Origin of the sequence: Mitsuokella sp. oral taxon 131 str. W9106 (assembly GCF_000469545.1) — a bacterium.
Taxonomy (GTDB): domain Bacteria; phylum Bacillota; class Negativicutes; order Selenomonadales; family Selenomonadaceae; genus AWVT01.
The window spans coordinates 45,340-72,299 of record NZ_KI273072.1 but is presented as its reverse complement, the minus strand read 5'-3'; the positions used below and the strand labels follow the sequence as shown (position 1 = coordinate 72,299).

The 26,960-nt window shown below is 58.9% G+C and carries 22 protein-coding genes and 1 pseudogene; all 23 read right to left on the bottom strand.

Annotation, left to right across the window (positions count from 1 at the left end; translation table 11 throughout):
• Positions 1–17 precede the first annotated feature (17 nt).
• The 23 genes and pseudogenes from HMPREF1985_RS10900 to HMPREF1985_RS09940 all read right to left on the bottom strand — a co-directional run bounded on the left by HMPREF1985_RS10900 (position 18) and on the right by HMPREF1985_RS09940 (position 26,955).
• Positions 18–2,423 (bottom strand): CatB-related O-acetyltransferase, encoded by a 2,406-nt coding sequence (locus HMPREF1985_RS10900; protein WP_021772506.1) that lies wholly within the window; start codon positions 2,421–2,423, stop codon positions 18–20.
• Positions 2,424–4,446: 2,023 nt separating this feature from the next.
• Positions 4,447–4,591, bottom strand: a pseudogene (locus tag HMPREF1985_RS11855) (antibiotic acetyltransferase); the annotation flags it as partial.
• A gap of 457 nt (positions 4,592–5,048) precedes the next feature.
• Positions 5,049–6,608 (bottom strand): O-linked N-acetylglucosamine transferase, SPINDLY family protein, encoded by a 1,560-nt coding sequence (locus HMPREF1985_RS10035; protein WP_021772504.1) that lies wholly within the window; start codon positions 6,606–6,608, stop codon positions 5,049–5,051.
• A 20-nt stretch (positions 6,609–6,628) separates the two neighbouring features.
• A complete protein-coding gene (locus HMPREF1985_RS10030) occupies positions 6,629–7,738 on the bottom strand; it encodes a DegT/DnrJ/EryC1/StrS family aminotransferase (RefSeq protein WP_040637649.1) in 1,110 nt (369 codons plus the stop codon).
• A 97-nt stretch (positions 7,739–7,835) separates the two neighbouring features.
• Positions 7,836–8,009: a hypothetical protein gene (locus HMPREF1985_RS11375; protein WP_021772502.1), complete on the bottom strand. Its 174-nt coding sequence runs from the start codon at positions 8,007–8,009 to the stop codon at positions 7,836–7,838.
• A gap of 18 nt (positions 8,010–8,027) precedes the next feature.
• Positions 8,028–9,242, bottom strand: coding sequence for an acyl-CoA reductase (locus tag HMPREF1985_RS10025; protein ID WP_021772501.1), 1,215 nt, complete (start codon positions 9,240–9,242; stop codon positions 8,028–8,030).
• Positions 9,223–10,305, bottom strand: coding sequence for a LuxE/PaaK family acyltransferase (locus HMPREF1985_RS10020; protein WP_021772500.1), 1,083 nt, complete (start codon positions 10,303–10,305; stop codon positions 9,223–9,225). Before HMPREF1985_RS10020 ends, HMPREF1985_RS10025 begins: the two co-directional genes overlap by 20 nt.
• The gene (locus tag HMPREF1985_RS10015; RefSeq protein WP_040637627.1) at positions 10,295–11,704 is read right to left on the bottom strand and encodes an AMP-binding protein; all 1,410 of its coding nucleotides are present in this window, start codon (positions 11,702–11,704) and stop codon (positions 10,295–10,297) included. The genes HMPREF1985_RS10020 and HMPREF1985_RS10015 overlap by 11 nt, the downstream gene beginning before the upstream one ends.
• Before the next feature lie 5 nt (positions 11,705–11,709).
• A complete protein-coding gene (locus HMPREF1985_RS10010) occupies positions 11,710–12,390 on the bottom strand; it encodes an MBL fold metallo-hydrolase (protein ID WP_021772498.1) in 681 nt (226 codons plus the stop codon).
• Positions 12,383–12,625: an acyl carrier protein gene (locus HMPREF1985_RS10005; protein WP_021772497.1), complete on the bottom strand. Its 243-nt coding sequence runs from the start codon at positions 12,623–12,625 to the stop codon at positions 12,383–12,385. Before HMPREF1985_RS10005 ends, HMPREF1985_RS10010 begins: the two co-directional genes overlap by 8 nt.
• Complete coding sequence (locus HMPREF1985_RS10000; protein WP_021772496.1) at positions 12,622–13,668, bottom strand: N-acetylneuraminate synthase family protein; 1,047 nt, start codon at positions 13,666–13,668, stop codon at positions 12,622–12,624. Before HMPREF1985_RS10000 ends, HMPREF1985_RS10005 begins: the two co-directional genes overlap by 4 nt.
• A 19-nt stretch (positions 13,669–13,687) precedes the next feature.
• The gene (locus tag HMPREF1985_RS09995; RefSeq protein WP_040637626.1) at positions 13,688–15,475 is read right to left on the bottom strand and encodes a thiamine pyrophosphate-binding protein; all 1,788 of its coding nucleotides are present in this window, start codon (positions 15,473–15,475) and stop codon (positions 13,688–13,690) included.
• An 86-nt stretch (positions 15,476–15,561) separates the two neighbouring features.
• Positions 15,562–16,044: a 3-hydroxyacyl-ACP dehydratase FabZ family protein gene (locus HMPREF1985_RS09990; protein WP_021772494.1), complete on the bottom strand. Its 483-nt coding sequence runs from the start codon at positions 16,042–16,044 to the stop codon at positions 15,562–15,564.
• A 12-nt stretch (positions 16,045–16,056) separates the two neighbouring features.
• A complete protein-coding gene (locus tag HMPREF1985_RS09985) occupies positions 16,057–16,788 on the bottom strand; it encodes an FkbM family methyltransferase (protein WP_196805403.1) in 732 nt (243 codons plus the stop codon).
• A gap of 379 nt (positions 16,789–17,167) precedes the next feature.
• On the bottom strand, positions 17,168–18,202 hold the full coding sequence (locus tag HMPREF1985_RS09980) for a 3-oxoacyl-[acyl-carrier-protein] synthase III C-terminal domain-containing protein (RefSeq protein ID WP_021772492.1): 1,035 nt from the start codon (positions 18,200–18,202) through the stop codon (positions 17,168–17,170).
• A gap of 16 nt (positions 18,203–18,218) precedes the next feature.
• Positions 18,219–18,983: an SDR family NAD(P)-dependent oxidoreductase gene (locus tag HMPREF1985_RS09975; RefSeq protein ID WP_021772491.1), complete on the bottom strand. Its 765-nt coding sequence runs from the start codon at positions 18,981–18,983 to the stop codon at positions 18,219–18,221.
• Positions 18,980–20,008: a 3-oxoacyl-ACP synthase III family protein gene (locus HMPREF1985_RS09970; protein WP_040637625.1), complete on the bottom strand. Its 1,029-nt coding sequence runs from the start codon at positions 20,006–20,008 to the stop codon at positions 18,980–18,982. The genes HMPREF1985_RS09975 and HMPREF1985_RS09970 overlap by 4 nt, the downstream gene beginning before the upstream one ends.
• Positions 20,008–20,232 (bottom strand): hypothetical protein, encoded by a 225-nt coding sequence (locus HMPREF1985_RS09965; protein WP_040637624.1) that lies wholly within the window; start codon positions 20,230–20,232, stop codon positions 20,008–20,010. Before HMPREF1985_RS09965 ends, HMPREF1985_RS09970 begins: the two co-directional genes overlap by 1 nt.
• 11 nt (positions 20,233–20,243) lie before the next feature.
• Positions 20,244–20,882: a PglD-related sugar-binding protein gene (locus HMPREF1985_RS09960; protein WP_021772488.1), complete on the bottom strand. Its 639-nt coding sequence runs from the start codon at positions 20,880–20,882 to the stop codon at positions 20,244–20,246.
• Positions 20,879–22,495 carry a glycosyltransferase gene (locus HMPREF1985_RS09955; RefSeq protein ID WP_155943554.1) on the bottom strand — a complete coding sequence of 539 codons (1,617 nt, stop codon included), beginning with the start codon at positions 22,493–22,495 and terminating at the stop codon, positions 20,879–20,881. Before HMPREF1985_RS09955 ends, HMPREF1985_RS09960 begins: the two co-directional genes overlap by 4 nt.
• 34 nt (positions 22,496–22,529) lie before the next feature.
• Entirely contained in the window at positions 22,530–24,134 is a 1,605-nt protein-coding gene (locus HMPREF1985_RS09950; protein WP_021772486.1) for a glycosyltransferase family 2 protein, read from the bottom strand.
• Between the two features lie 29 nt (positions 24,135–24,163).
• Positions 24,164–25,546 (bottom strand): glycosyltransferase, encoded by a 1,383-nt coding sequence (locus tag HMPREF1985_RS10890; protein WP_196805401.1) that lies wholly within the window; start codon positions 25,544–25,546, stop codon positions 24,164–24,166.
• 20 nt (positions 25,547–25,566) lie between these two features.
• The gene (locus HMPREF1985_RS09940; RefSeq protein ID WP_021772484.1) at positions 25,567–26,955 is read right to left on the bottom strand and encodes a glycosyltransferase family 2 protein; all 1,389 of its coding nucleotides are present in this window, start codon (positions 26,953–26,955) and stop codon (positions 25,567–25,569) included.
• Between the last annotated feature and the right edge of the window lie 5 nt (positions 26,956–26,960).

The following is a 26,960-nucleotide window of genomic DNA, read 5'->3' as shown; positions in this document are numbered from 1 at the left end:
CACCGTCCGCGCATCGATCACGCATCATCTTGAATAAAGCGTTCGAAGTAGATCTCTTCCTGCCGGGCAATCGTTTCGTCGGCATCGTAAAAATGAAGAGGATAACGTGATTTCCCATGCGCCATGATCTCCTGCAGATTCGCGCGGAACGCGTCTGCGTCGATGAGCCGCGCACGGCTCATGAGAAGCGCGTCCTTCTGCCGGCGATACGCCGCGTCGCCGATGTAGCGCGAAAGCTCCGCCAGACAAGCATCGTAGTCGCAGAAATGAATGCCGAGCTCCTCCTCGTGGAGCAGGAAGCCGTGATGGAAACCGTTGTAGTCGAGGATGTACGGCGGCTTTCCTGCGAGCGCCGCGTACTGCGTCATAAGCCCGCCGCCCTGTGGACACGTGCTAAGATACATATCGATGTTTTTGAGGATTTGGTAAAGATCCTTCCGCTCCGTCGTATGGAATACGCGTCCAGGATAGCGCTCCATGAGCGTGCGCAAGCCGCTGTCGTCGCCGAATCCCGCATACCAAAACTTCACCTGCGGGAAGCGCGCGAGCAGGGTTCCCACCAAGCGGTAATACGTCCCTGCCGCATCCATCGTCTTGTAGAGAAAGCCGCCCGAAAAGATGATGAAATCACCTGCCGCACGCGCGAAGGGATAGCCGGCAAACGGCACGTCGTAGTCAACGACGGGGTAATACGGCTGATAGAGGATCCGCGTTTCTTCCACGCGCCTGCGGTCACGCGAAATGACCGCGCCGTAGTCGCGGTACTCGAGGCTGTAGTCAAAGGCATTCGCGCCGAGCCAAAACGCGTGATCCGTCAGATTGATTTGGTATCGGCGGCTCTTGCCCTCCATCTGCATGAAAGTGAGCACGCCCGTCACGTCCTGTGGCTCGGTGTAGAGAAAGCTGTGCGCGGGCGCGAACGCCTGCACGGCGCGGCAGAGTGCCGTGTAGTTCGCGACGGTTGGCGCGAGATCGAGATAGAGCACCTGCCCGCCTGCCGCATGCACAATTTCCTCGAGCTTTTGGATGCGTCCCTCGGCCTCTGCCGGCGCAATGTAGCAAAGCGCGTCCGCGAGATCGGCGAGCGCGCGCACGTAAATCTGCGCGAGCCCGCGCGATTCGTAGCCGAAACGATCGTAAAAGAGGACGCGTCCCGCCTCCCCCGCGCGCTGCCCTACCTGCGGCAGAAGCAACTGGAGCGCACGCAGATAACTCTCGATACGATCATCGACATAGAGCTGATTGTACGCATAGAGTGCTTCAGCCACAGATGCCGTGAGCTGCATTGCCGCCTCCGTCTTCTGCGCGAGCAGGTAATCCAAGATGCGTTCACGCTCCCATGCAAAGCGCTGATCCCAAATGCGCCGCTTTGCCGCGTGCGCCCCGCCCTTGACAGGCTCATGCCGCCCGTCTGCCGGAAAGAGCAGCTCCGCCGAATCAAGCGCATAGGCGACACGAACACCGCAGCGCTCCGCCTGCTGAAGACCAAGGAGCGACTCCTCTTCCTTCGTCATCAAGAATGTTCCGATGTACGGGAATACCGCCTGCGGGAAGGGTTCCTCGATTTCCTGCACAGCGACCTGCGGTGCGTCGCTGCCGCGCTGTCCGAGCAGGCCAAAGAGCGTCGCACAGGCAGCGGCATGCACAGAAGAGGGCGGCATCTCGAGGAAAAGTGCGACCTTGTCCCGAACGGAAAACCGCGTGAGAAACGCGAAGACGAGCGGCTCCCATGCCGTATCGCCCGAACCGAAATCCGCGCGCATGTAGTAGATGTGAATGCCCTGCTCGTACAGCGCCCTTGCCTTGTGCGACCATGGCGTCTCCTCTGCGGCAGGCGGCTCGCGCCAAAAATGCGCGATGAAAGCGTCCGCGTCTCCCATGAATCCGCGCGCCTGCCCGACCTCCTCCTGCGGCCAGTCCCACCAGCATATGTCGAGGAGCTTCTGTATCGTTTTCGCATCGAAGCGCGCCTCAACTGCCGTCGCTGGATTGCCTGCCGCGACATGGTAGGGCGGCACGTTCTCCATTACGACAGCACCCGGCGCGACAACCGCGCCGTCACCGATGCGTACGCCGCCAAAAAGGACCGCATCGTCGCCGATCTGTGCATCGTTTCCAATGCATACCTGATTGCGGCAGGGCACGAGACTCTCATGCGCGTCATGCTTGAGCGCCAGTGCCTCAAACGGAAACGCCGTGACGCCGCGGCAGTCTGGCGCACGCCCGACGATGAATCGGACGTTTGCGCCGATCACGGCATAGCGGCCGATGAGCACATCCGCATTGCGGCTGCCCGCGTCGAGCCAAGCCTGCCGGCAATACGAGCCAGCGCCGAGCGTGATGCCCTTCCACTTCCGCTTTGCATCGAGCCAAAACTCTCGTATCCCTGCCGAAACGCCCGTATGTTCCATCACCGTTACCATGATTCCTCCCTGCACTGCTCTATGGCCAAACTTCCTTTCCAATGTCAATCCGGCTGATGAAACGGATGCGCTTTCTTATAATTCGCCAAAAAGACGCGTTCCTGTCCGCGGATATTCGGCGTGACATCGTAGAAGTGAATCGGGTAGTTCGATTGCCCAGTCTCCACGATCTGCTTCAGATTTGCCGCAAACTCTTTCGCCGTCAGAAGGTTCTTGTGCGCGGCAAACGCTGCGTCCTTTTTCTGCCTATAATCCGCGTCGCCGATATAGCGGTGAATCTCCGCCATGAACGCATCGTACTGCGTGAAGTGGATGCCGAGATTCGCCTCGTCGAGCAGGAAGCCGTAGTGGTAGTCATTGTAGTCGAGGATATAGGGCGGCTTCCCCGCGAGCGCCGCGTACTGCGTCATGAGCCCGCCGCCGACGGGACAAGTAGAGAGATACATATCGACGTGCTCGAGTATGGCGAGCAAATCATGCCGCTCGCCCGTGTGCACGACGCGCCCCGGGAACTGCTGCGCGAGCGAGGCGAGGTATCGCCCGTCGCCAACGCCCGCATACCAGAATTTCACCTGCGGGAAGTCGAGAAGGATCTGCGCGACGATCCGATAATACGTGAGCTGCTCGTCCATCGTCTTCGTAAGCTGACCGCCCGAAAAGATGACGAAATCGCCCGCCTCACGCGCAAATGGGAACCCCTGAAACGGAACGCCTTCTTCCACGAATGGATAGAACGGCTGAAGGCGCAGCCTCCCCTCAGGGATACGGCGGAAGTCGCGCGAGAGTGAGGCGCCGAAATCGCGGAACTCCAAGCTGTAGTCAAATGCGTTCTGCCCGAGCCAAAACGCATGGTCCGTGAGATTGATCTGATAGCGCACGCTGCGCCCTTCAAGGCGCATGAACGCGAGCAGTCCAGTCACATCCCACGGCTTCGTGTAGAGGAAGCTGTGCGTCGGCGCGAATGCGTCGATCACCGAGCAGAGGCTTTGGTACGTCGCCGCGTTCGGTCCGAGCGGCAGGTACTGGAGCTCCCCGCCCGCCGCATGCACGGCGGCTTCGAGCGAAGGCATCTTCCCCTGCGCATGGATCGGCGCGATGTAGCAGAGCGCATCCGCAAGCGGGGCAAGTGCGCGCAGGTAAATCTGTGCGAGCCCGCGGGTGTCTAGCCCGAACGCATCGTAAAAGAGGATTCGCCTCTCGTGCCGTCCCTGCGGGACGGGCTTTTCACTTGCGGGCAGCAGCAGGGACAGTGCGCGAAGCGCTGCCTCTGTCACATCGTCGACGTAGAACTGATTGTATTCGTACAGCGTAGCGGCGATATTCCAGATCGCAGCCATGGCCTCGTCGTACCGCCCTTTTAAGACCATTTCGAGGAGTTTCTCCCGCCGCCACATGATGCACTTTTCCATCGTCGCGTTCCAAACGTCTCGCGGCAGCGGCAAATGCTCCTCTTTCATCGGCCAAAGGAACGGCGGCGCATCGAGGGCGTAGCGTACGCGGACACCGTCCGCCTCCGCAAGACGGACGCCTTCGAGCGAAACGGCTTCCTTCGTCGTCAGGAACACGCCGACATAAGGAAACACGCACTCCGAAAACGCCGCGCGGCTCTCATGCGTCAGGAGCGCGGGAGCGCGGCTTCCCATCTGCTCGATCAGGCAGGCAAGCACGGCATAGTCATGCGGGCATTCTGCCATAGGCGGCGTTTCCAAGCAAAGCGCCGCCTCGTCCCCTGCCCCGAACCGCTCGATAAAGCGGCAGAGGAAGCGCATCCATACCGCATCGGTCGAGCCGAAATCCGCACGCATGTAATACACGGTTTTGCCGCCCGACTGCAGCTTCGCAATTCTTTTCGTCCACTCGGTCACGGGCAGCGGCGCCGGCTGCTTCCAAAAGCGATCGACAAAAGCGCGGGGATCCTGCATATAGCCGCGCGCCTCCTCGATGGCAGCAGGCTCCCAGTCCCACCATCGGATATCGAGCAGCTTCTTTATCGTATCTTCGTCAAAACGATACTTGACGATGCGCGCGGGATTTCCGACGACGACTGCGTACGGTGGCACGTCCTTCGTCACGACGGCGTCCGCGCCGATGACCGCACCGTCGCCAATGCGAACGCCGCTCAGGATGAGCACATCGCAGCCGATCCAAACATCATTCCCGATGAGGATCTGATTGCGGTTCGGCGAGGTGTTGTGGTGCCCGTCGGCGCTCCCGCCCGCGATCAGGGAAACCGCTTCAAACGGATAGGCGGAAACATTTCGGTACGCGTGGTTCTGTCCGAGCTCCAGCCGGACGCGATGCGCAATCGCCGTGTATTTGCCCGCAATGGCATTCACGTCGTAGCTGCCCGCATCGAAGACGCCCTGCACCCAATACGAACCAGCACACAAGGTCATGCCCAATCGGCTTTTTGCATCGTCGAGAAACAATTCCCGGTTGGCCTGTGAGAAGTCGGCGCATTGAATCTCCTTCATCATGGCAGTTCTCTCCTTTTTCAATCCATACGCTGATAGGACGAGGTTTTTATCGCTCATAATGCGTGCAGAATCGTCTGCGGCAATGGAATAAGACGGCACCTCTTTCTTTATGGGTTCCCTGCCTTGCTTTCAGGCAGTCGCTATCGATTCATACGAGCATCTCATAAATTTCTTCCACGGTACGCACGTAACCTGTTCCATCCATAAGCGGCGAGCACTCCATCTGCGGGCGAATGGACTGCCGCAGCAGGCGGAGCAATTCCCATTCATGCGCAAAATGCACGGCAAGTGCGATGTATTCGCCCGCATCGCCGGCAACGAGTTCGCCAAGCCCGACATTTTCCAAGAGGCTCGCGCCGAAGCGTGCGCCGTGGTACGCACCTGCGAGCGTCACGACAGGAACGCCCATGTAGAGCGCCTCGCACGTCGTGAGCCCGCCCGTATAGGGACTCGTATCGAGTGCAATATCGATGTCATGGTACTCCGTAAGATAGTCTGACGTATAGCCGCGCAGCTCTACGCGATCAAATGGAAGCCCCAGTCGCATGAGCCGCTTCCTCGCATAATCGCGTCCTTCCTCCATGCCGAGAAGCTTGTGCTTGAGCACGAGATGCGCGTCCGGCAGGATGGCAAGGATTTGCGCCCAGTTCGCGAGCATCGCATCTGTGACCTTTGCGAACTGATTGAAACAGCCGAATGTCACGTAGCCGTGCGATTGGCACGGCGGCTCGCCCGGTGTAGGAAATTTGCTGTACGGCGCATAGCAAAAATGGCTGTGCGGCAAGCGCAAAAGCGGCTCGACAAAGTACGGCGACTGCGCATCCGGTGCGCAATGGACATCCGACAGAAAGCCACGTGTTTCAAGCAGCCCCGTGCTCCCCATGTAGCCAATGCCCGAAATCATCACCGGCGCAGGACGATAGGCGAAGACGGGCAGGGCATTTCCTGCCGTATGCCCGGCGAGATCAACGAGCACATCGATCTCATCGGCGCGAATCTGTGCGGCAATACGCTCATGGGTTTCGCCTTGCATCGAACGCCAAATTGCCCCGCCTGCCCGGAGGCGCTCCGTCACCACGTCTTCGCGTTTGGCAAGCGAGTATGCGTAGATGGAAAAACGCGTTCTATCGTATCCTCTAAAAAGCGATTGGACAAACGCAGCAACGGGATGATCCCGAAGGTCGGCAGACAGATAGCCGATACGAAGTGCATCGTGTGCATAGCGGACGGGCGCCAAGGGGGCAATTTCACGCTTTGCAAGGAGTGCGCGATAACCCGCGTAGAGTTCCTGCATCTCTTCTGACGTAATCCCTTCAATCGCGTTTGCCGTAAAGATCGCATTGCTGCACTCAACCAGTTTTTGTGCCGCGTTCGGTTCTATGTCTGTCGCCTGCAAGAATGCATCGAGGGCGAGGCGGCTCTCGCCCAGCAGGCGAAGAGCCGCCCCTGCCATGCTCCACGCATCAGCGAGAAGCACTGCATTTTGGTCGTTCTGGAATGACTCCAGCAAATCCAACAGGAGGCGAAGCTCCGAGACCGGCTTTCCCTCGTCGCGCAGCACGTACGCGACGAACAGCATCTCATGCAGTGCGCGAAGGCCATCCGACCCCTCCCAAAGCGCGCGCATGATATGCTCCGCCTCGCCATACTGCCCCGCCGCCCACTTCGCATGGGCCTCGCGGTATACTTCCGTCCGACTTCTCGACACGCGCCTTCCTCCTCCCCATGTTACGATGCGTCTGCCAGTACCGCTATCGTGCTGCAGATGCGTCTTGCATCGCCTGCGGGAAGGCCGGCGTAGAGCGGCAGCGCCAGCACGCGGTTCGCGATATGGCGTGCGACGGGCGTTGCGTCCGCATCATACTTGCCGTGAAAACAGTCAAACGTATTGGTAAGCGGATAGAAGTACTTGCGCGCCTTGATATCCGCTTCTGCGAGCGCTTCGAATACTTCGTTGCGCGTCTTGCCGAATACGTTCTCCTCGACCACGATGGGAAAGTACGCATAATTGGGCACGAGATCCTTTTGCGGCGTGCACAAGCGAATCCCCTTGATGCCCTCCAACTGCTCGCGGTACGCAAGAACAACGCATTTCCGTTTTTCCATCTCTTCATCCAAGTGCCGCAGGTTGCAAAGTCCCATTGCAGCGGCAAACTCATTCATCTTCGCGTTCGCGCCGACAGCCTCGACGTGCTCCGCGTCGTGTATGCCGAAGTTCTTCAGATCGTAGAGCTTCTGTCCGAGTTCTGCATCGTGGTAGACAACGGCTCCGCCCTCTATTGTATGGAACACCTTCGTCGCATGGAAACTCAGGCAGGCGGCATCGCCGTAATCTGCAACGGCGCGTCCTTTATACCATTCGCCGAACGTATGCGCCGCATCGTAGATGACCTTTAGCCCATATTTTTTCGCAATGCGCCCGATCTCCTCCACCGCACAGACGTTCCCGTAAACATGGACGGGCAGGATCGCGGACGTGCGGTCGGTAATGAGCGGCTCGATCTTCGACGCATCCATCGTGTAATCCTCTTCCCTGATATCGCAAAAAACGGGCGTAAGACCATTGCGCACGATGGCATGTGTCGTCGAAGCGAACGTGAACGGCGTCGTGATGACCTCACCGGTGAGGTTCATTGCCTGCAGCGTGAGTTCCAGTGACATGTGCCCGTTGACGAGCAGCTCAACGTATTCTGCCTTCATGTACGCCTTGAGCGCCTTCTGCAATTCCTGGTGTTTTTCGCCCATATTGGTCAGCCAGCGCGATTGCCAAATATCCCGGATTTCCTCGATATACTCCTCGATCGGCGGCATCGACGAGCGCGTCACCATAATGCTCATGCCTTTTTCCATCCTGCCCTTCTTTGACTGCAACGTAAGCCGTCACGGTTTCCGTCAGCGCATTTTCATACATGGCCCGTGTCCCCCAATATTTCTTTTAGGAGCACGCGCTCCGCCTCTGCATTCCCTTCATGCCATCGAGTAAGTGCCAATGCTCGATCCTCGCATAGCCGGCGATGGAAAATGCGCCTGCTGATTTCTCCTGCTGGTATCGCGGCACAAGGTCTTCACCCAAATCGCCGTCTAAGATCACGAACGCCTTCGTTGCCATAGCCACCAAACCTTTGATTCAAACGAGCGAAACGACGCGGCTCATCGCCCGCACGAGATCCACGCCGTCCCAGACGAGTGCAAAATCCATCGTGCGCCCCATCGGCACGATGCGGTCGACGCCAGCGGGGCGCATCGAAAGGACGGCATCCAAAAGCGTCTCCCTCGGTACGCCGTAATACGACAGCGTCTGGCAGGCGCGCGTGCAGAGCGGACGGATCTCCGCAAGATCCCGCGCCGCGTACTCGATGAAGAATCCGCTTCCCACCTTGCAGTCAGGAAGCACCTCGGGGAGCACACGCACGTGCACGCGCGTGATGAGGTTATCGGGCATCGGCGCCTTTCGCGCCTCCGTGCACGCGCCGAGCCGATAGAGTGCCGCAAGCTTCGCAACGGCCTGCACGGGCTGCAGTGCATAGCGCGTCTTTAGGCATTCGTGCAGTGCGCCCCAGAAGGCTTCCTGCGCCGCCTCCACGCGCGCCGCTTTGCCGAGCCATACGACGAAGTGCGGTGCGGTGCAGGCGTTCTGGTCGCTCTGATAGGTATCGCGATAAAAGGCCTGCGCGATGCGCGCGCGATCTGCCGCAAGGCAGGCGTCCGCATCGATCACGACGAGCGAGTGTCGGTCGGCAAACGGGATCTCACGCGCGCGCGGCGCAAGCGGCGCACGGCGCACCGCCGCAATCGTAGCGTCACCGCCCCATACGACGCGTGTCTGGCAGAGGCTGGAATATCGCACGTTGATCGCAGGCTCATGCCCATAGCGTACGAAGAGGAAATACGGCAGGAGAGCGGGATATTCCTGCAAGACTTCCGAAACGAGGCGGCACAGGATCCTGACCTGCGGGAAATCCTTCGACGGCAGGCGCACGATGCTCGCATTTCCTGCGAGGAATGCCGCAAGGCACGAGTAAGCGAAGTTCACCGCGACGTTCGCGGGCGCGACGTGAAAGGCGATGCCGCGCCCGAGCCGGTTCCGCTCCCCCACATACGGCTTTTCCATCTGGCGGAGCGAGGCGGGGCGGCACCAAAAGCCGAGCGTCACGACGTCGGGATACGCTTTGGCCTCCGCGTCGGATAGAATCCTCTCCGCAAGCGCCGCGAGGAAGTCCTTCGATTCCTTGGAAAAGATCGGAAGCGGGCGCAGCAGCTCCATCTGCGCCTCGGTCTCTTTCGTCCCGACCACGTAGGTCACGTCCGCCCGCTCCATCCCGTCATTTGAATGCTGCTGCATAGGTATCGCTGCACCCCCTTAGCTCCGCGTGCTTCAGCCTGCCGACCACCTTGAAATACTTTCCCTTTCGCCCGCACGGACAGTCGTCCTCGCCGAGCACGATGCCCTCGTCCTCCGTGAGGAGCGCGTGCCCAGGGTACGACTTCGGCAGGAGGGACACGACTTCGATGATGCCGCGCTCGCCAAAGGGCGCGGGTGAAAAGTCCGCCGCGCGGCGCACGATGACGTCGGAATACGTGCTCGCATGGAGGTGCCCGTGCTCGCACTCAAGATAAATGCAGCCCGTCTGCTCGACCATGCCGTAGTAGTCTGCGACTTCGACCGCGCCGCAGACCTCCTGCAGTGCCGCGCGAAACGCCGCAGGCGACACGGCCTTTGCGGCGAGCTTCTTCCAGCCGCCGCCGTGTATGAGCACGGCATTTTCGAGGGGCAGCCTCTCGCCAGCCGCCTTCAGTGCCTTGCAAAAGTGCTGCCAAACCATAAAGGTAAAGCCGAAGATGAGGATCCGCTCGCCCGCATGCTCGGCGAGGAATGCGCGGATCGCGTCCGTCTGCAGCTCCATCGCATCATTCAGGGCATAGAGCTTCTTTCGCCCAAAGATCGAAAATCCGAGGATGCCCGCGCCGCGCGCCGAGAACATCGCGCGATTTCGGACGACGGACGGGCAGTCGATGATGAGCATGGGCATGCGGCTCCTGCCCGTCCAGTCGGAGACGATGCGCACGAGCGTCTTCTGCTGATTCGTCGCCGTCTCGCGATCAAGAAAGATCTTTGATACCTGCTGCCCCGTCGTACCCGACGACGTCATCGTCTTGAACACGGCTTCCTTCGTGACGCTGCAAAGCTCCATTTCCTTGAACAGGCGAACGGGCAGAAACGGGATGTCCTCCGCCCGCCCTACGCGCCTGGGCGAAAATCCGACCGTGTCCATCATGCGCGCATAAGGCGCGCAGTGCGCCTGATGGTATTGTGTCAAATGCAGGAGTTCCTCTTTCAGCATCGCCTGCTTTTCCTCACGCGCCACGCCGAACGGCGGCAGGGCGAGGACTTCCTCATACGTCATAATACTGCTCCAATTCCCGATAGACCGTCTTTCCGGAAGGATTCTTCGGAATCGCCGCAATGCACTTCACCGCAAACGCCGAACGATGAACGCCGAGCTTCCCGCTCAAAAACGGTACGATTTCGGCAGCAAGTGCCCCGTCCGTCACGAACACGTGGAGGTGATCGTCGGTGCCGGCACAGGCGACGTCGATGTCGCCGAAGTGACGGCGCAGGATATGCTCGACTTCCTGCAGGTTCGTGCGCTTGCCGAAAAGCTTCAGGAAGCGGTGCTTGCGCCCGACGACCGTGTAGCAGCCGTCCGCATCACGCTTCGCCAAATCGCCCGTTTCGTACCGCCCGCCGCGCGTATCGCCGAGCGCGAGATCGGCGCCGCTCGTCGCGTAGCCCATCGTGACATTCGCGCCGTAATAGACGAGTTCCCCGACCGTGTCGGTTTCCGTGATTTCCCTGCCCGCTTCGTCGACGAGTTCAAAGCGCCCGCCCGGAATGGCAATGCCCATCGCACCCGTCTTGCGGACTGCGTCCGCCGCTGGCAGGTATCCCATGCGCGCCGTCGCCTCCGCCGCGCCATACATCACGACAAACGACTTGCCCTCGCGCGCGGCAAATTCCGCGAATTCCGCATGCAGCTCTGGGTCGAGCTTGCCGCCCGCCTGCGTCAAGGTATGAAGCGCGGGAAGATCCATGCGGAAGAAGCGAAGCCTCTTGAGCATCGCGTAGGTGTAGGGCACGCCGGCAAGGCTCGTGACCCCCCGCTCGCGCACGAGCTGCCAAAATGCGCGGTCAAAAAGCGTCCGCTCCGTCACGACGACAGACGCGCCTGCCGCGAGGTGCGTATTGAGCACCGACAGCCCGTAGACGTAGTGCATCGGAAGATTGGTGATGGCACGTTCCGAGACATCAATGCGCAGATAATCAATAATCGAGTCGATATTCGACTTCAGGTTCCCATAGCTTTGACGAACAAGCTTCGGACTTCCGGTCGAGCCAGAGGTCGTCATCAGGAGTGCGAGATCCTCGTGCAGGGGGATGGATTCCTCCTGCAGGTCGAGCAGCACGTACCCCGTTTGCCGCAGGACTTCGCTTCCTTCGGCGAACGCCGCTGCGCGTTCTTCTGGGAGCCATGCGTAGCGCGGACGATACGCCCTCCGCAGCGCGGCGAGCAGTTCCGCATCGAGCGCCGCATCGAGCATCACGGGCACGGCACCGCGCTGCAGGAAACCAACATAGCCCGCAATCGCGGCAGGGGAATTGCGGGCCAGCAAAAAGACGAGCGAGCGCGGCGGCACAGGCGCGGCAATCTGCCCCGACCGTGCGCCGAGCTCTTGATAGGTCATCGTGCATGTCTCCGAAAGAAGCGCTGTTTGCGCGCCAAATGCCGAAAAATCCCATACCATCGTCTTCACCTCCTTTGATTCCAATCCATTGCGCGTCCGTCGAAACGGTACGGTGCGCCATGTCCCGGCAAGATGAGCCTCCCGTTTGGTATCGCCTTCAGCTTCGGAAGCGTGATGCGTTCATACGCCTCTTCCGAGCCGCCCGGATAGCGCAGGATGACCGCCGTCCGAGGGATCAGATAGTCGCCCGTGAACACCATCCCATCGTCGAACGAAAAAAGGAGGCTGCCGGGCGAGTGTCCCGGCACTTCCACAACGTCAATCACATGACCGTGCCACAAAAATTCCTGCCCGTCCGCGAGATGCGCATCGACGGAAATGGATTCCATCGGATACGAACGATACGCCTCCATGATCTCCGCACGATTCTCTTCGGCCACCATCTTCAATAGGGCAAGCGGCCGATTGTTGCGCGCCGTTTCGATGTGGTGCGCCGTTTCCGCATGCGCGAGCACGCGTACGGACGGGATATGGCGGCGAAAGAAATTGACGCCCGACGTATGGTCGAAATGCTCGTGTGTGAGCAGGACGAGGATGCGTCCTGCCGCCGTGCGCTGCAGCGCGGCGCAAGCCTCTTCCGATGGCTGTGGGTCAATGACGAGCGCATCCTCTCCTTCGGCGAGAACGTACATATTCGAAGCCATAAACGGCAGAACGTAGCGCGAAAACCATCTTTTCTCAGGCATCAAACGATACGCCATACTTCTTCAGGATCTCGATGCCCTTTTCATAGGACTCGAAGTCGATGATGTCGTCCGTCTCCATCATGATGTCAAACGCCTCTTCAAGGCTCGATATAAGCGTCATGTGCCCGACGGAATCCCATTCGAGAATATCCTGATAGTGGAGCTTCTTGACCTCGTCCGCGCTCTTTGCGAAGAGTTCCGTGAATACGTTCGTATACTTCTCTAAATCCGTCATGCGTCTAAATCCTCCAAAATATCTTCCCTGCATAAAAGCGTATCCGCCCGTACGGCGCGCGCGAGCGTCTTTCCGACGAGCGCGCCCATCCGATCCGGCGCGATCCCCGTGCCCGGCCGCTTCGCATAGAGGTCGGAGCGCGCGAGCACATGGCCTGCGGGCAGGTCACGCGCAAAGATGACACTGCGCCGCATCTTCCTGCGCTGCTCCATCTCTTCCGCGTAGACCGTGCGCTCTTCTGCGCCAAGCCCCTGCTGCACCATGCGGCATTTTACGACGAGAGCGGAAAATGCCGCCGGCTCGGTCGCCATGCCGTTGTCCATGCCGACCTTCGTATGGTCGAGCGTCAAGTGCTTCTCAATGAGCGCTGCGCCGAGCGCGACGGCAGCAACGGACGCCGCATCCCCTTCCGTATGGTCGGAAAACCCGATTGGGTACTTCGGAAATGCCTTGCGCAGGCCGAGGATATTGCGCAGGTTGATCGTCTCGACCTTCGTCGGGTAGATCGAGACGCAGTGCAGGAGCACCATTTGCTCTGCGCCTGCCGTCTCAAGCGTCTTCACGGCGCGCCGAATCTCCTCCATCGTCCCCATGCCCGTCGAGAGCACGAGCGGCACGCGCTTTGCCCCGATGTAAGCGAGAAAATCGAGATTGTCGAGCTCCATCGAAGCGATTTTCAGGTACGGCGCCCTGCACGTATCGACGAGGAAATCGACTTCCTCCTCCGAATACGGCGTCGAGGAAAACGCGAGATCCTTCTCGCGCGCGTACGTTGCCAGCTCGGCAAGCGTCTCGGGCGCGAGCGAGAAGCGGTCGACGAAGCGCTTCGCAATGGGATTTTCCGCGTAATACGTCGCCGAGTAGAGACTCTTTGCCGACCACGATTGGAACTTCACGCAGTCGCAGCCGATTTCGGCGGCGGCGTCGATCATCCGGCGCGCCGTCCCTGCATTCCCATTGTGGCTGCTGTTGACCTCTGCCACGACATACGGCCGCCCGTAGTCTGCCACTTCCGTGCCGTCGCGAAACACGCATCGTGCCATGCAATCACTCCCCCTTTTTTTAATCGTCGATTTGCCGTTCTCGATTAAGCCGCTTCCGCTCCATAAAGGGCGAGAGATCGTCGAACGGGCGGTATTCAAGCCGTCGCTTTTCGTTTAATCCGTAAGAGCGGTGCAGGTATTTCTGATCGGGCGTGCATAGGACCTCGCAGAGCACCATCCCTTCCATCTGGAGCACCGCTTCGATGGCGGCAGATAGCCCTTTTGTGCCTTCGATCCGCGCGTAGCGGATGCCGACGCTTCCCGCCATCGCGGAAAAGTTCGGCGCAGGCACGCCGTCCGACGGGTCGTTTCCGATGGTACGCTGGCGGAACAGGTCGCGTTGGCGCTTGCGGATCACGGCGTACATATCGTTGTTGATGACGAAGATCTTCGCGGCAGCGCCATGCGCCGCAAGAATGTAGAGTTCCTGCATATTCATCAGGATGGAGCCATCGCCGACGACGACGGCGATGTGAGGCTTTCCCGCAAAATGCGCGCCGAGCGCGGCGGGAACTGCATAGCCCATCGCCCCCTGCGCGGCGGGGAAAAGGCAGCGCTGCCCCGCCCCAAAGCGAACGGCTGCGGGAACGATGAGTTCTTCCAGCCCCGCGTCCGTGATGACTGCCGCATCGGGAGGAAGGCACGCGCTGAGCGCATCGGAAAACGCGTAGAGATCGAGCTGGTTCTCTTCCGCAAGCTCCTTTACAAATATCTCCTCCGAGACGGCAAGCGACTCCTTCCAATGCGCACACTGCGCGCGCCACGCGGCACTTGTCTGCGGCAAGTCCTGCGCGAGCAGCACCCGCAAAAAATCCGCTGCGTCGGCATGGAGAAACGCCTCGTGGGCGGGCTCTCGCTTCGTATGCTCGACTGCGTCAATATCGACGACTTTGATGCGCGCACCGGGCGCGAACGAATCAAAATCCACCCCCGTGACCTGCGAGCAGAGCTTCGTGCCGATCACGAGGATGCAGTCCGCGTGCTGCAGGGCAAAGTTGCCCGCACGGCTGCCGCCGATGCTGCCGACCGCGCCGATGGAACGCGCGTGTGCGCTGCCGTAGGCGTCCGCGCCCGCTGGCGTGAAGACGAGCGGCACGTCCATGCGCGTGACGGCCTCGGCAAGCAGCGTTTCCGCGCCTGCCGCGCGGACGCCGCCGCCGACGAGGAAGAGCGGCCGCTTCGCTGCGGCAAGGTCATCGGCAATCCGCTTGACAGCCGCAGGCGCAACGGGCGGCAAACTCGCCGCCATTGCCGCGCCGCGAGGCAGCGCATCCGGCTCGATGCGCGCGTTCTGCACGTCGAGCGGCACGTCGATCCAAACCGGGCCCTTGCGTCCCGTCTGCGCGAGCGCAAACGCCTTGTCAAGCACCTTGCCAACATCATCCGCGCGCTCCAGCATCGCGGCGTACTTCGTGATGGGACGCACGATGCCGACGATGTCCGCCTCCTGCGAGCCGTACGTGCGGATCGGCAGCTTCGTAAAACGCGTCGTCTCCGCGAGCATGTGCTGACCCGAAAGGAACACCATCGGCACGTTGTCCTGCCACGCGCACAGTGCCGTCGTAACGGCGTTCGTCGCCGCGCACCCCGTCGAGACGAGGCAGGCGGACACCCCGCCCTTCGCCTGCGCGTACGCCATCGCCGCATACGCCGCGCCCTGCTCGTGATACGTCGAGATCGGCGTAAGCCGCTTCTCCTTCGCGAGGGCGTCAGTCAAAAAGAGAATCCCTCTTCCCGTCACGAGAAAAACGTGCCGGACGCCCGCCTCGACGAGCCGCTGCATAATGTAATCCGCTACGCGCTCCACATCGGTTCCTCCCTGCTGGCTGAATTTGCTTTTCGAACGCACCGTTCTTTCAGCTTGATGCGCCACATGAGCACTCCAATTCGCTCCTACTTCCGAGCCGCCGGGCGAAATGCGGCCATGACGTCGGGAATCGCGATCTGAAGCTCCGCCTGGCACGCGAGCTCCCCCTTCACGTAACCTTTTGAAACGCCCTTCGCAAGGCCGCGCTTGAAGCTATGCAGCTCCGCCTCGACGTCGAGCCGGTTGCCCGGCACGATCTTCCTGCGGAAACGGCTCTTCACCTCAATGAAACCCGTCTTCTTCCCCTTGTATTCGGGAAGCGTCAGGAACGTCATCAGAAATACCTGCGTGAGCACCTCGATCTGCACGAACCCCGGCACGTTCGGTTCATCGGCAAAATGCGCGGGGAAAAACCACTCGTTGTAGGTGAAATTCTTATACCCCTCCGCCGACTTCCCCGGCACGGCCTCCTCAATCTCGTCGACGAAAAGCAGCGGGTAGCGGTTCTGCTGGTACTGCTGAATCTGATAGGCGTCAATATGCGTCAGTCTTTCGGCTGCATCCTCCATGTGTTTTCCTCCTCATTGCCGCTCTGGCAGTGCATACAAATCCAGTTCCAGTTCATCGGCTACATGATGCTTTCGCAAGAAAAACCGATACGTTACATCCTCTGTCTCAAACGTCTTGATATACTGCGGTATGGTGATAAGATCCTCTGCCTTGTGGTAAGCGGCAATGGCAAGCGCAGGGTGGCAGCGACGTATCGTTTCCTGTGCACCAGAAAGTGCCTCCATCTCCGCGCCCTCTATGTCCATTTCGATAAAGTCCACATCCTGCTGGATCAGGTTGTCGAGTGCCTCGACCGGAACCTCAATCATTCCCGCCTCTCCGAGTGTCGAAGAGCTCCCCGCCTCACCTTGAAACCGAAGCACATCCTTTTGGGACCATGCGCCAAACGGATAGGTGTCCACAGGGCACGCAAGCGCATCGGTTCGCATTCGAAGTGCTTTATAGTTTTCGGCATCGGGCTCAAGCGCAATGATCTTGCTGCACGTGCCGCCAGACCATCGGACAAAGGCTTCTGCCGTGTCCCCTGTGAATGCACCGCAGTCCACGAACAGTCCGCCCTTTAAGAACTCCGTCAGTGCGTTAAAATATTGATCGGCTCGGAACACATCAAAATTAAATCGCAAATCCCCGCTCAGTTTCAGATTCAGATAGGCTTGCATGGTCTGCTTCGATAGAGCGTCGGACAACCAAGCGTACGTCTCCTGCAGCGCCTCTTGATGCTGTTCCAAGAAGGTACGATTCATCGGCGCGAATTCCCCATAAGGCGTATTGATGGATAGTCTCCCTCCCCCGCAGCGTTGTCCATCTTCAAAAAACGCACGGACGCGAGCTTCCGGCTGTCCTATGCCGAGCAAGAAGATATAATCATTCGCGTGGGTTTGTAGCTCTTCATAGCAGCAAACCGGTACTTCATCGATTTTCTGTCCACTTCGATAATACGCGCGATCTACCGCAAAGGCATGCGGGCAAAGCCCATGCTTTTGCAGCCGTCTTGCAACGAGACCGGCAACCTCTCCAGCCCCATATATCACGATAGGCCGTCCATCGTTTTGTATATCTTCATAAATATGATGCTGTGCGTTTCGTTCATACACGGGTATCTGCAGCATATCGTTTCTCCCCTCATAGCAAAGCGGCTTGAAGCACTTTTGTCTCCGCAAGGTCTGCCGTCATGGCCGCAACGGAAAGCCCCGCCCCGAACCCCGCCAGCACCGCGCGCGAAAGGGGCGCATGTCTCTTTGCTGCCGCATGGCAGAGAGCAAGGGCGAGCGACGCGCCTCCGATGTTGCCGGTCTCGGCCGCATCAAACGGCACGTTCTCCTTTGCGAGCTTCATGGCGCGCACCAGGCTCTTGACGATGAATGCATTCGCCTGATGAAGGGCGTAGACGTCCACTTCGTCCTTCGCCCAGCCGCTCGCCGCGAGCACCGCATCGATGCGCGGCGGTACCTCGTTCATGACGAACCGCATGACCTCCATGCCGTCCATGTACTCATCCTCAAGTGTGCGGACGTTCTCCTCCGCATCCGTCTTCGGCACGTCCGTCACACCTCGCTCACGCGGCATCCGCTCGCCCCCGGCCGGCGTATAAAGGCTCTTTAGCCCCACGCCATCGTGATAAAACGCGTAGTGCATGGCTTCCGCGCCGTCTCCCTGCACGAGTGCCGCCGCTCCGCCATCGCCGACGACCATGCGCAGGGCGCGATCCCGCGCGTTCAGGTGATGCGATGCCGTATCGCCGCAGCAGACGAGAACCGTTTTGCAGTCTCCAGCGCACACGAGGAGATCGGCAAGGTAAATGCCGTAGACCATCCCCGTACAGGAATGGTTGACATCGAGCGCACAGCATTTCTTGGGAATTCCGAGCGCACTCTGCACGATGCTGCTGTTGCCGGGGTACACGTAATCGGGATGCGGTGTCACAAAGATGATGCCGTCCACGTCGCAGGGACGCACCTGTGTCTGATCGAAGATTTCCTGCGCCGCGCGCAGGCAGTAGTCTGCCGCCGTCTTGTCCTTTGGCGCATAGCGTACGGCACGCACGCCCGTCAAGCGCATCGTCCGCTTTGTCAGCTCCGCGTCAAAGCCGAGGTTCAGGACATCGACTTGCTCTTTTGGTATGGCCGCAGAAAGTGCTGCGATTCTTGCAATCGGCATAACTCAACCCTTTCTATCAATTCCACGCCCCGCGCATATAACCGCCATCGACAATGAAGTCCTCTCCCGTAATCCAGGATGCGCGGTCACTCAAAAGAAAGAGCACCATGCCCGCCACATCCTGCGGTTTGCCGATGCCGAAGAGATGCCCTCTCACGACATTTGCGGGCGTCCCCATATCTTCCTCGGATTGGATTGTCATTCCGGTTCGCACATAGCCGGGACTGATGCTATTGATCCGTTTCCGATCTTTGGCTAAATCATGTGCAAGCGACTTCACCCCTGCCATGACGGCCGCCTTTGCAGCCGCATAGGCAAAAAGCCCTTTTTCTCCCGTATGACCTGCCACGGAGGAAAAGAGGAGAAACGCAGCACCCTCCTGGGAAATCCTTTTTTTCGTCATAACCTGAAGCGCGCGTATCGCGCCCCAAAAACTTGTTTCCATAATACGACGGGCAAATGCCTCATCAAAATGCCGCAGTGGCGTTGCGCCTGATATGCCTGCCGTATAGACCGCGCCATGAAACTTTCCATGTGCCTGCACATCGCTTGACAGCAACTCCGCCCAGTCCTCTGTCGACGCAGTGAGCACATCAAGCGATGCCGCTTGAATATGCTCCGATTCCTGCTCCAGTGCCTCCAACCGTTCTTTGTTTCGCGCAATGGCGAGAACGTCTGCACCGCTTGCGGCGAGCTCTCGTGCAATCTGCCGCCCAATCCCGGAGGAAGCACCGACCACGACGAATCGCTTCCCGCTGAAATCCAATTGCAAATCGCTCATAAGTCACACGTCCCCAATACCCGCACCTGCGAAAAATCCATCAGCAAGGACGCGATGGACATGCCGACCCCAAAGCCAGAAAGGAGGAACTTGCCGCCTGCATACTGCCCCGTACGCGCCATCTCCGCAAGGCATACGGGGATGGACGCCGAGCTCGTATTGCCGATCTGGCTGCTCATAAACGGCACCCGATCTTCCGCCACACCGATCTTCGAGGCGAGCGTCCGAACAATCATCGCATTCGCTTGATGAAGCAATACACGGTCGAGGACGGCACAGTCCACCCTTGCAAAATCCAGTAGGGCATGGATATTTCGCGGCACTTCGTCAATCGTGAAATTCATGACCCCCATGCCATCCATGACGACGTAGTTCCCCTCGTGCAGAGCAAGCCCGTTCTCATCCGCGATGCGGGGCGCGCGGCTGCCGCCGCGCGCAATGAGAAGGTAATCCGCCATTTCGCCAAAGCTCTCCATGTGATAGTAAAGCGCATTGCCGATCTGCGGTGCGACGATGGCGGCCGACCCTGCATCCCCTGCAATCGAGCGCATGGCAGACGCATCTGAAGATGCGTTTCGGCTTGACGTATCCCCGCAGAGAAGAAGAACCTTTCGCCCACCGAGTGCGGGCAGGAGCGTCCCCGCCAAAAAAATACCATAGCAAAAGCCCGAGCAACCGAGATTGACATCGAATGCCAAAATATCATGCGTAAGGCCGAGCCGTTCCTGCAGGCAGTAGCTCGTCGCAGGCGACAGATAATCCGCCGTCTGGGAGATAAATACAAGTGCGCCGATTTCGTTTCGATCGATTTCCGCGAGCAGTCTGCTCGCGCTCTCAAAGCATAAATCCGACGTGCAGACGTCAGGCGGTGCAAGGCTCAGCGCATCAATCCCCGTCCCACGTGCCAGACGTCTTGCCTTTTTCAGCGGCATCAAGTCTTTCAGAACCGCTTCCACCGGCACGCGATTTTGGGACGCAGTCGCCGTCATCGCCTCGATGCCTACATCTTCCAGAAGTCCAATCATCATTTTACTCCGTAAAGCAGTTGGTAGAGATCGCGCACGGTCTGCGCGCCCTTCACATCCGTCGGCGCAATCTTCCCGCTTGCTTTCGTCGCGGCAAGTGCCATAAAGGCGACATGACTGAGCGAATCCCACTCCTCCACATCGGAAAGACGCGTTTCCATCGTGATGTTATCCTCTGTGTCCATCAAATCCGTCAAATCATCCAAAAAATCCTGCTCGTTCATAAAAATCCTCCTCATTCAATTGGCATCGCAGGGATGCCGAATACCTTCGTCCCCGCCTTGACATGCTTGAACACGACGCTCGCAACGCCTATGACTGCATCATCATCAATGCGGCTATGCGGAACGGCTTTGGAACCACTCCCCCAGAACGTCCGCTTTCCGACACGTACGTATCCGGTGATGTCGATGCCCGACATCAGGCTGCTGTAATCCCCGACTTCCGCATCATGCCCCATGCCGGAACGCCCATTGAAGGTCACAAAGCTGCCCACTTTTGCATGATCCAAGATATGCACGAGCGGACATAAAATATTCCCCCGTCCCATCTGCACCGTCGGATGGACGATCGCGGTACGATGTATCACGTTTATAAATTCGCCGCCACGCTGCAAAATCTTTCGGACGAGTTTTTCTTTTACGCTCGGACTGCCAATGGCACAGATAAAACAATCATCGGATTCCATCCCATAGGTATCGACATCCCCTAAAAGCGGTGCGGAGAGTTTTTCATACGCCTGCGCATCCAGCTTCACATCGCCATCCAGGAAGCCCTTGAGATCCCATTCGGTTCCATACCCGATGGATTCCTTCGCGTGCCAGAACACTTCCCGTGAGAAGCCGCCAACGCCCACGATAATCAAGTGTTTCATGCCATTTTTTCCCCCCCGAGTCGCGCCACGAAAGAGAATGCGGGACTATGCCCGCCCGAAAGTGCCGCCGCCATGTCCTGCAGCACGCCGATGAGATCTCGGCACGACTCGCTCCCCCACACGTCCTCCTTGTCTTTATAGGAGCCAACGTCCACCGTGCAGCCGTGGATCCACTGCAGGATCGCCGTGCGCCGTGCGCCGTCGTCTTCCAAAAACGCGCCCGTCTCGATGGCGTGCGCGATGGAAAGTGCCCAGCAGATGCGACCTGCGATCATGCGCTCGCTCGACAGCTGATCCTGCCCCGCATGGTGGCGAAAGCAGCTCAGTGGTTCGACGAGGTAGAGCAGATTGCCCGCCGCAAGCAACCGCAGCCACGTCGGAAAATCCGAGATTAAATACTTGCCTTCGCGCCCCGTCCAACCGAGCCGATGGCCGTCGAGCAAAAAGTCCTTGCGCACGAGTGCCGTTGTCGGCTCGCCGATGAAATTGACCTGTTCCATGAGCATCGTGCGTCCCGCCGATGCGCCGCTGAGCTTCGTCGTGTGCGTGAACGGGGATGCGTTGAGCGGCGTATCGGGGAGCGGATTCCCCTCGGCATCGATTGCGAGGCGGTACGAGGTCACGATGCTGAGATCGGGGTTTGCAAAGAAGCAGCCGACCATCTTCTCGATCTTCTGCGGCAGGAAGAGATCGTCGTCCATGAGCCAGTTGACGTAGACGGCATTCGGGTGATCGTACGCCATCGCGCGCGCCCAGTTGCCCGCCGCATCGAATTCCGGATGATGCTCGTAATGGATGCGTGAGTCGTCTGCAAAATCGCGTGCCATCATATCCGCCGTCTCGGTATTATGCGAGTTGTCCGTGACAAAGATGTCGAGATTACGATACGTCTGTGCGAGCACGCTTTCGAGCGCGAGGCGGAAAAAATGCAGGCGTTCGTACGTCGGAATGATGATCGAGACGAGCGGGAAGAGTTCTGCCGAATACGTATCGAGGAAAGCCTGGCGGCTCGCTTCATGGATCGGCGCCCGTTTATCGCCCGTGAGCAGCCATTCCTTTTCCTGCTGCGGAACGACGCATCGATAGCCCCTGCGCCGAAATTCGGCACACTGCGACTCCGCCCAAAAGGAATCGATTGGGAAGAGATCGGAGCGCCATGGCACATCGTACTGCGTCGCGATAAGATTGCCCGTGACCGTCATCACATCCGCGAGATCGTTTTCCTGTTCATCGCCGTCAAAGCGCTGTCCGTTCGGATAGAGCAGCTTTCCGACGACGTGCGGCGATTGGGCAAAGATCCCATTTGCCGCAAGCTGCTCCGTGCCGACGAGGCCGATGAGCCCAATCGTCTCGTCCGTCCCGAAAATATGCAGCAGGGTCACGAGCAAATCCTCTTTTAGGATGATGTTTCCTTCATCCAAGTAGATCTTATACCTTGCGTCACTCGCCTCCATGGCATGCTGGTATGCGGCGGCGACATTCCCCCCCTGCGGAAGTTCGATGAACTCCGTCTCGTATCCCTTCGGCACGGTGAGCGCCCCAATATATGAATGCATAGCGGCTGTGCCGTCCATGCCGCAGCGCGCGAAAATGGCAATCCGATGTTCCTGCACGACAAGCCCCCCCTTCTTCAAATCCCTGCGAGCCTCATAGATCTACGCGCGTGTCCATTTCAAAATGCGGCTGCAAGCCATGGCCCAGCGCATCCGCCATCGCGGAAAAAACGGTGTAATAGTCCTTGCATATTTCCATTGCCCATACCTGCGGATACGGCGTCATGAGTTTCATCGTAAACGAAGCGTCGTAAAGCCATTTTACAATGGCCTCACGCCGAACCGTCTCATCGGCCAAAAAAACACCGCGTCCAATGGCCTCCTGGATCATCATGGCCCAGCAGATCGAACCGCAAAGAAGCGTTTGCGGACGCGCTGAATCGTTGCCGTCATGATATCGGAACTGACTGAGCGCCTCTCGTATGTAAACGAGATTCCCGTGTTCCATCTGATTGAGCCATGTCGGAAAATCCGAGATGAGATACTTCCCTTCCCGCCCCGTCCAGCCAAGACGCGTGCCGTTCATGCACGCTTTCTTTATGAGGGCTGTCGTCGGCTCGCCAATGAAATTCGTGCAGCGGCGAAGCATCTCGCGTCCGACCATTTTGCCGTCCAGCTTCTGCGTCGAGAAAACGAACGGTTCCGTGTCTGGAGAATCCACGAGGAGCTTCCCTTCGCCATCAATGCGCTGACGATACGACGTCACGAGACTGACATCCGGGTTTTGCAGGAAATACTCGATCATGCATTCAATCTTCTGCGGCAGGAAGAGATCGTCATCCATAAGCCAGTTGACGTAGGCGGCATTCGGATTGTCATAAGACATTGCGCGCATCCAATTTCCGGCCGCGTCAAAGTCCGCATGATGTTCATAATGGATACGCGGATCGCCTGCAAAGTCGCGCGCCATCATATTTGCCGTTTTCTCGTCATGCGAATTGTCCGTGATGAAAATATCGAGATTCCGATACGTCTGTGCAAGCACGCTTTCGAGTGCGAGACGGAAGTAATGCGGGCGCTCGAATGTCGGAATGATGATCGAAACGAGCGGATAAAGCCCCGCCGAATACGCATCGAGGAATGTCCTGCGGCTCGGTTCGTCAGCGTCCGGCGACTTTCCCGCCGCAAGCAGCCATTCCTCTTCCTGACGAGGGATTACCGTCCGATAGCCCCTGCGGCGAAACTCTGCACACTGCGCCTCCGCCCAAAAGCAATCCTTCGCAAAGAGATCGGCGCGCCACGCCACGTCGTACTGTGTCGCAATGCATTCGCGGCTGATCGCCATCACGTCCGTCACATCTGCCGCCGGCGGGACGCCATCGAAATGCGTGCCGTCCCAAAAGAGCACGCGTCCGCCCTCAATCGGGAAAGAGCGCGCAAAGAGGGCACTCGCCGAAAGCTGCTTCACGCCGAGGATCCCCATGAGACCTATGGAATCGTCAGACCGGAATACCGCGAGCATGTCGGCGAGAATGTCTTCATGGAGCAGCACGCTTCCTTCGGTCAGGTAAATCTTATACTTCGCCGAAGATGCCTTCATGGCATTTTGATACGCTGCTGCGATATGCTCCGTAAACGGAACCTCCTCGAAGTCCACCTCGCAGCCCTCGGGCACGCGAAGCGCAGAAACGTATTCGCGCATCCTGGACGTGCCGTCCGCTCCGCACTGCGCAAAAATCGCGATTCGATTCGCTTCCATGCAGCACCTCCTCTCACGCGTGCAAGGCCTTATGCCTCTGCCTTCTCGCCGACGATGACCCACTGGTACGCGTCGAGCTGATACGAAGGGGCATCCGCCCGAAGAAGCGGCCGCAGTATTTCCTTGAGCCGCTCTTGTTCCTCTCCTTCGATAACCGAGACGGACGCGAGCGTCACGACACGGTAGCCAGCGGATTCGACCATTTCTTTTGCCGTCGCTTGCGTAAAGAACCGAAGATGCGTATGATCGAGGATACCCGCAGCCGCATATTTCCACTGACCGCTTAACATCATATCGAAAATCGAGATATGTGTGATGTTCGGAACACTCACGATGATGCGCCCGCCAGGACGCGTCACACGGTACATGTGGCGCACCGTCTGCCACGGATCATACAGGTGTTCAAGGACATCGCCCAGAATGACCGCATCAAACTGATTTTCCCACGCCGGCATATCGAGCGTCTCGACGTCCATATTGAAGATCTGCCCAAAACAATTCGCGACCGCAGCAGACCGGTCATCGAGTTCAATGCCGCAGCACGTGATATCCGGGAATTTTTCGCGAAGCAGCATGAAATTGCCGCCGCAGGCGCAGCCGACTTCAAGCACGGAAGGACTCGCCTGCTTTGGCTGGACAAACTGCAAAAGCTCCGTGCGGACGTTGCACGAATAGTTGATTTCAAAGCCCCACTTTTGCTTGAACCACATCCTTCCGCACATCGTTTCCTGCTCGAGCCCTTCTGCAGTCCCATTCCATACGGGACGTATACGGTGCACATAAGCTCCCTTTGCACGTACCACGCGATAGCCTGCCTGCCAAGCACGGAGTGAGAAATCGACGTCTGCTCCCACCGACTTGCCGCACGCGCTTTCGTCAAATCCGCCAAGAGCAAACCATGCCGGTCTCGTGATGAGCATGGCAAAAGCAGTTGCAAATATGGCGGGACAATCCCGCTTGGCGCTTTGTCGCGCATCATTTGCCACCCTCTGCGCAAAGGCCTTATATCCCTCATAGCCTTCATAATCTGCTGCATCCTGGAACAAGCCGCAGCCGTATTCATCGCAGTTCGACAGGCAGCCTACTATGCCGACGCGCGCATCACGGTTCACACAGGCAACCATTTCCTCAAGCGCTGCATGCGTGAGCCACACGTCCGCTTCCAAGAAGAGAAACGCGTCGCCCTTTGCCGCCGATGCACCGAGATTGCGCGCGGCAGCGATCCCTCTCGCCTCTTCATGCCGAAGGAACTGCACGCCATTTCCCTTGAGCCATTCTGCCGTACCGTCCGCAGAGCCGTCATCGACGACGATGAGCTCGTATTCATCGGGCGCGAAATTATCCTGCAGCACGGCCACGCAATGCTGCGTATACGACAAATTATTATGTACAGCAAGAATCATGCTGATCATAATCGTTTCCTCTTTTCCATTCATTTTGATTCCAGAACAGCAAGTATTTGCCGTATTTCGCTCATTCGCTTTTCGTACGCCGCGCTGAGCGGGCCGCCGATCCTTTGGCTGACTTTTTTCATGCCACTTTCATAATCTGCCATGAGTTTCCTGTATGCGCTCTGCACCTCGGCTGCCTCAAAGAAGTTCTCACGCGCGCGATACGCGTCGAGCAAGCGACACCATTCGAGACGGCTCTCGATCAGTATATCGCTTCGTTGTCCTTCCTGTTTTCCATGCCGACGGTAGCAAGAGAGCGCATCGCGGAACATGAGCAGGTTTCCCTTTTCAAGCAGCTCCATCCACATGACGACATCGGAGATCACGCGATACCCGCGCGACTCCGCACGCCAGTAGTGGTGGATCAGATCGCGTCTTCGGAACAGCACAGAAGGCGGCTCGCCGATAAGGTTCTGCAGGCGCGTAAGCATGGCACGGACGATGGTGTGCCCGTCGTAGCTCGCGTACGCGTCCGTGATGCCGAAGTCGGGGCGAACCTTCTGCATCCGCTCCTCGGGCCATCGGATTCCGCGTGCGTCGATGAAGGCACGCTGCGAGCCGACGAGCGTAATCTGCGGATTATCCATGAGCGCCCGCGCCATGCAGGTGATCTTCTGTGGCAGCAGGATGTCGTCCTGCATAAGCCATTGGAGGTATTCGCCGCGCGCCTCATGCTCGAATACGGCGAAGTTCTCCGCCTTCGTCCTTGCCGTGCGGTTGCGGATGTAGCGCACGCGCGGGTCGTCCGCGTAGCGCTCCATCTCCGCCGCCGTCTCCTCGTTCGTACTGTTGTCCGCGACGAGGATCTCAAGATTCGGCCAGTCTTGGATCGCCGCGCTTCGCATTGTCCGCGCGAATAGATCGGGAAGGTTGTAGGCGGGGATCAGCACGCTCACGAGCGGCGGCTCCGCGATGCCCCGCACCGCGCCCATGGCGCACCTGCAGAGGGCGCGGATATGCACCTGCTCGTCGTCTGGAAACTGCGCCGTCTCGTCCGCTAAGAGCGACCAGCCCTGCTGAAAGGCGAGGCAAAATACGAGGCGCTCCGTGCGTTGGAGCTCCTCGTACAGCGCAGCTGAAACCGCGTCAACGGCCGCGCCTGCACGAGAGTCAAAATTCTGCTCCAAGAGCGCGGCAAGCATCGCCGTGCGCCGCAGGAGGAAAACGAGGTTCGAGCCGTCCATGCACGACGCACATTCGCTGTAGATGGCTGCGAGGATAGCCGATGCCCCCGCGCGCTGCGCCGCATCAAAGGCGCGGTAGGCCGCATCGTCCGCCGAGGCCTCCGCGCGCTGAAACAGCAGCTCGGCAAGGCCGAACCGCCCCTTCTTTTCCGCGCCTTGCGCCAAATCCATCCAATTCGACCCCATCGTTA

Excerpts from the sequence above, each read along its gene's own strand:
- HMPREF1985_RS10025 (WP_021772501.1), bottom strand. The coding sequence starts at position 9,242 with ATGCAGCAGCATTCAAATGACGGGATGGAGCGGGCGGACGTGACCTAC.
- HMPREF1985_RS09985 (WP_196805403.1), bottom strand. The coding sequence starts at position 16,788 with ATGAATCGTACCTTCTTGGAACAGCATCAAGAGGCGCTGCAGGAGACG.
- HMPREF1985_RS10000 (WP_021772496.1), bottom strand. The coding sequence starts at position 13,668 with ATGGCACGATGCGTGTTTCGCGACGGCACGGAAGTGGCAGACTACGGG.
- HMPREF1985_RS09980 (WP_021772492.1), bottom strand. The coding sequence starts at position 18,202 with ATGCCGATTGCAAGAATCGCAGCACTTTCTGCGGCCATACCAAAAGAG.
- HMPREF1985_RS11375 (WP_021772502.1), bottom strand. The coding sequence starts at position 8,009 with ATGGCAACGAAGGCGTTCGTGATCTTAGACGGCGATTTGGGTGAAGAC.
- HMPREF1985_RS09970 (WP_040637625.1), bottom strand. The coding sequence starts at position 20,008 with ATGATTGGACTTCTGGAAGATGTAGGCATCGAGGCGATGACGGCGACT.
- HMPREF1985_RS09990 (WP_021772494.1), bottom strand. The coding sequence starts at position 16,044 with ATGGAGGATGCAGCCGAAAGACTGACGCATATTGACGCCTATCAGATT.
- HMPREF1985_RS09950 (WP_021772486.1), bottom strand. The coding sequence starts at position 24,134 with ATGGAAGCGAATCGAATCGCGATTTTTGCGCAGTGCGGAGCGGACGGC.
- HMPREF1985_RS10015 (WP_040637627.1), bottom strand. The coding sequence starts at position 11,704 with ATGGTATGGGATTTTTCGGCATTTGGCGCGCAAACAGCGCTTCTTTCG.
- HMPREF1985_RS09960 (WP_021772488.1), bottom strand. The coding sequence starts at position 20,882 with ATGAAACACTTGATTATCGTGGGCGTTGGCGGCTTCTCACGGGAAGTG.
- HMPREF1985_RS09975 (WP_021772491.1), bottom strand. The coding sequence starts at position 18,983 with ATGAGCGATTTGCAATTGGATTTCAGCGGGAAGCGATTCGTCGTGGTC.
- HMPREF1985_RS10030 (WP_040637649.1), bottom strand. The coding sequence starts at position 7,738 with ATGAGCATTATGGTGACGCGCTCGTCGATGCCGCCGATCGAGGAGTAT.
- HMPREF1985_RS10900 (WP_021772506.1), bottom strand. The coding sequence starts at position 2,423 with ATGGTAACGGTGATGGAACATACGGGCGTTTCGGCAGGGATACGAGAG.
- HMPREF1985_RS09965 (WP_040637624.1), bottom strand. The coding sequence starts at position 20,232 with ATGAACGAGCAGGATTTTTTGGATGATTTGACGGATTTGATGGACACA.
- HMPREF1985_RS10005 (WP_021772497.1), bottom strand. The coding sequence starts at position 12,625 with ATGACGGATTTAGAGAAGTATACGAACGTATTCACGGAACTCTTCGCA.
- HMPREF1985_RS10890 (WP_196805401.1), bottom strand. The coding sequence starts at position 25,546 with ATGATCAGCATGATTCTTGCTGTACATAATAATTTGTCGTATACGCAG.
- HMPREF1985_RS09940 (WP_021772484.1), bottom strand. The coding sequence starts at position 26,955 with ATGGGGTCGAATTGGATGGATTTGGCGCAAGGCGCGGAAAAGAAGGGG.
- HMPREF1985_RS10010 (WP_021772498.1), bottom strand. The coding sequence starts at position 12,390 with ATGCCTGAGAAAAGATGGTTTTCGCGCTACGTTCTGCCGTTTATGGCT.
- HMPREF1985_RS10020 (WP_021772500.1), bottom strand. The coding sequence starts at position 10,305 with ATGACGTATGAGGAAGTCCTCGCCCTGCCGCCGTTCGGCGTGGCGCGT.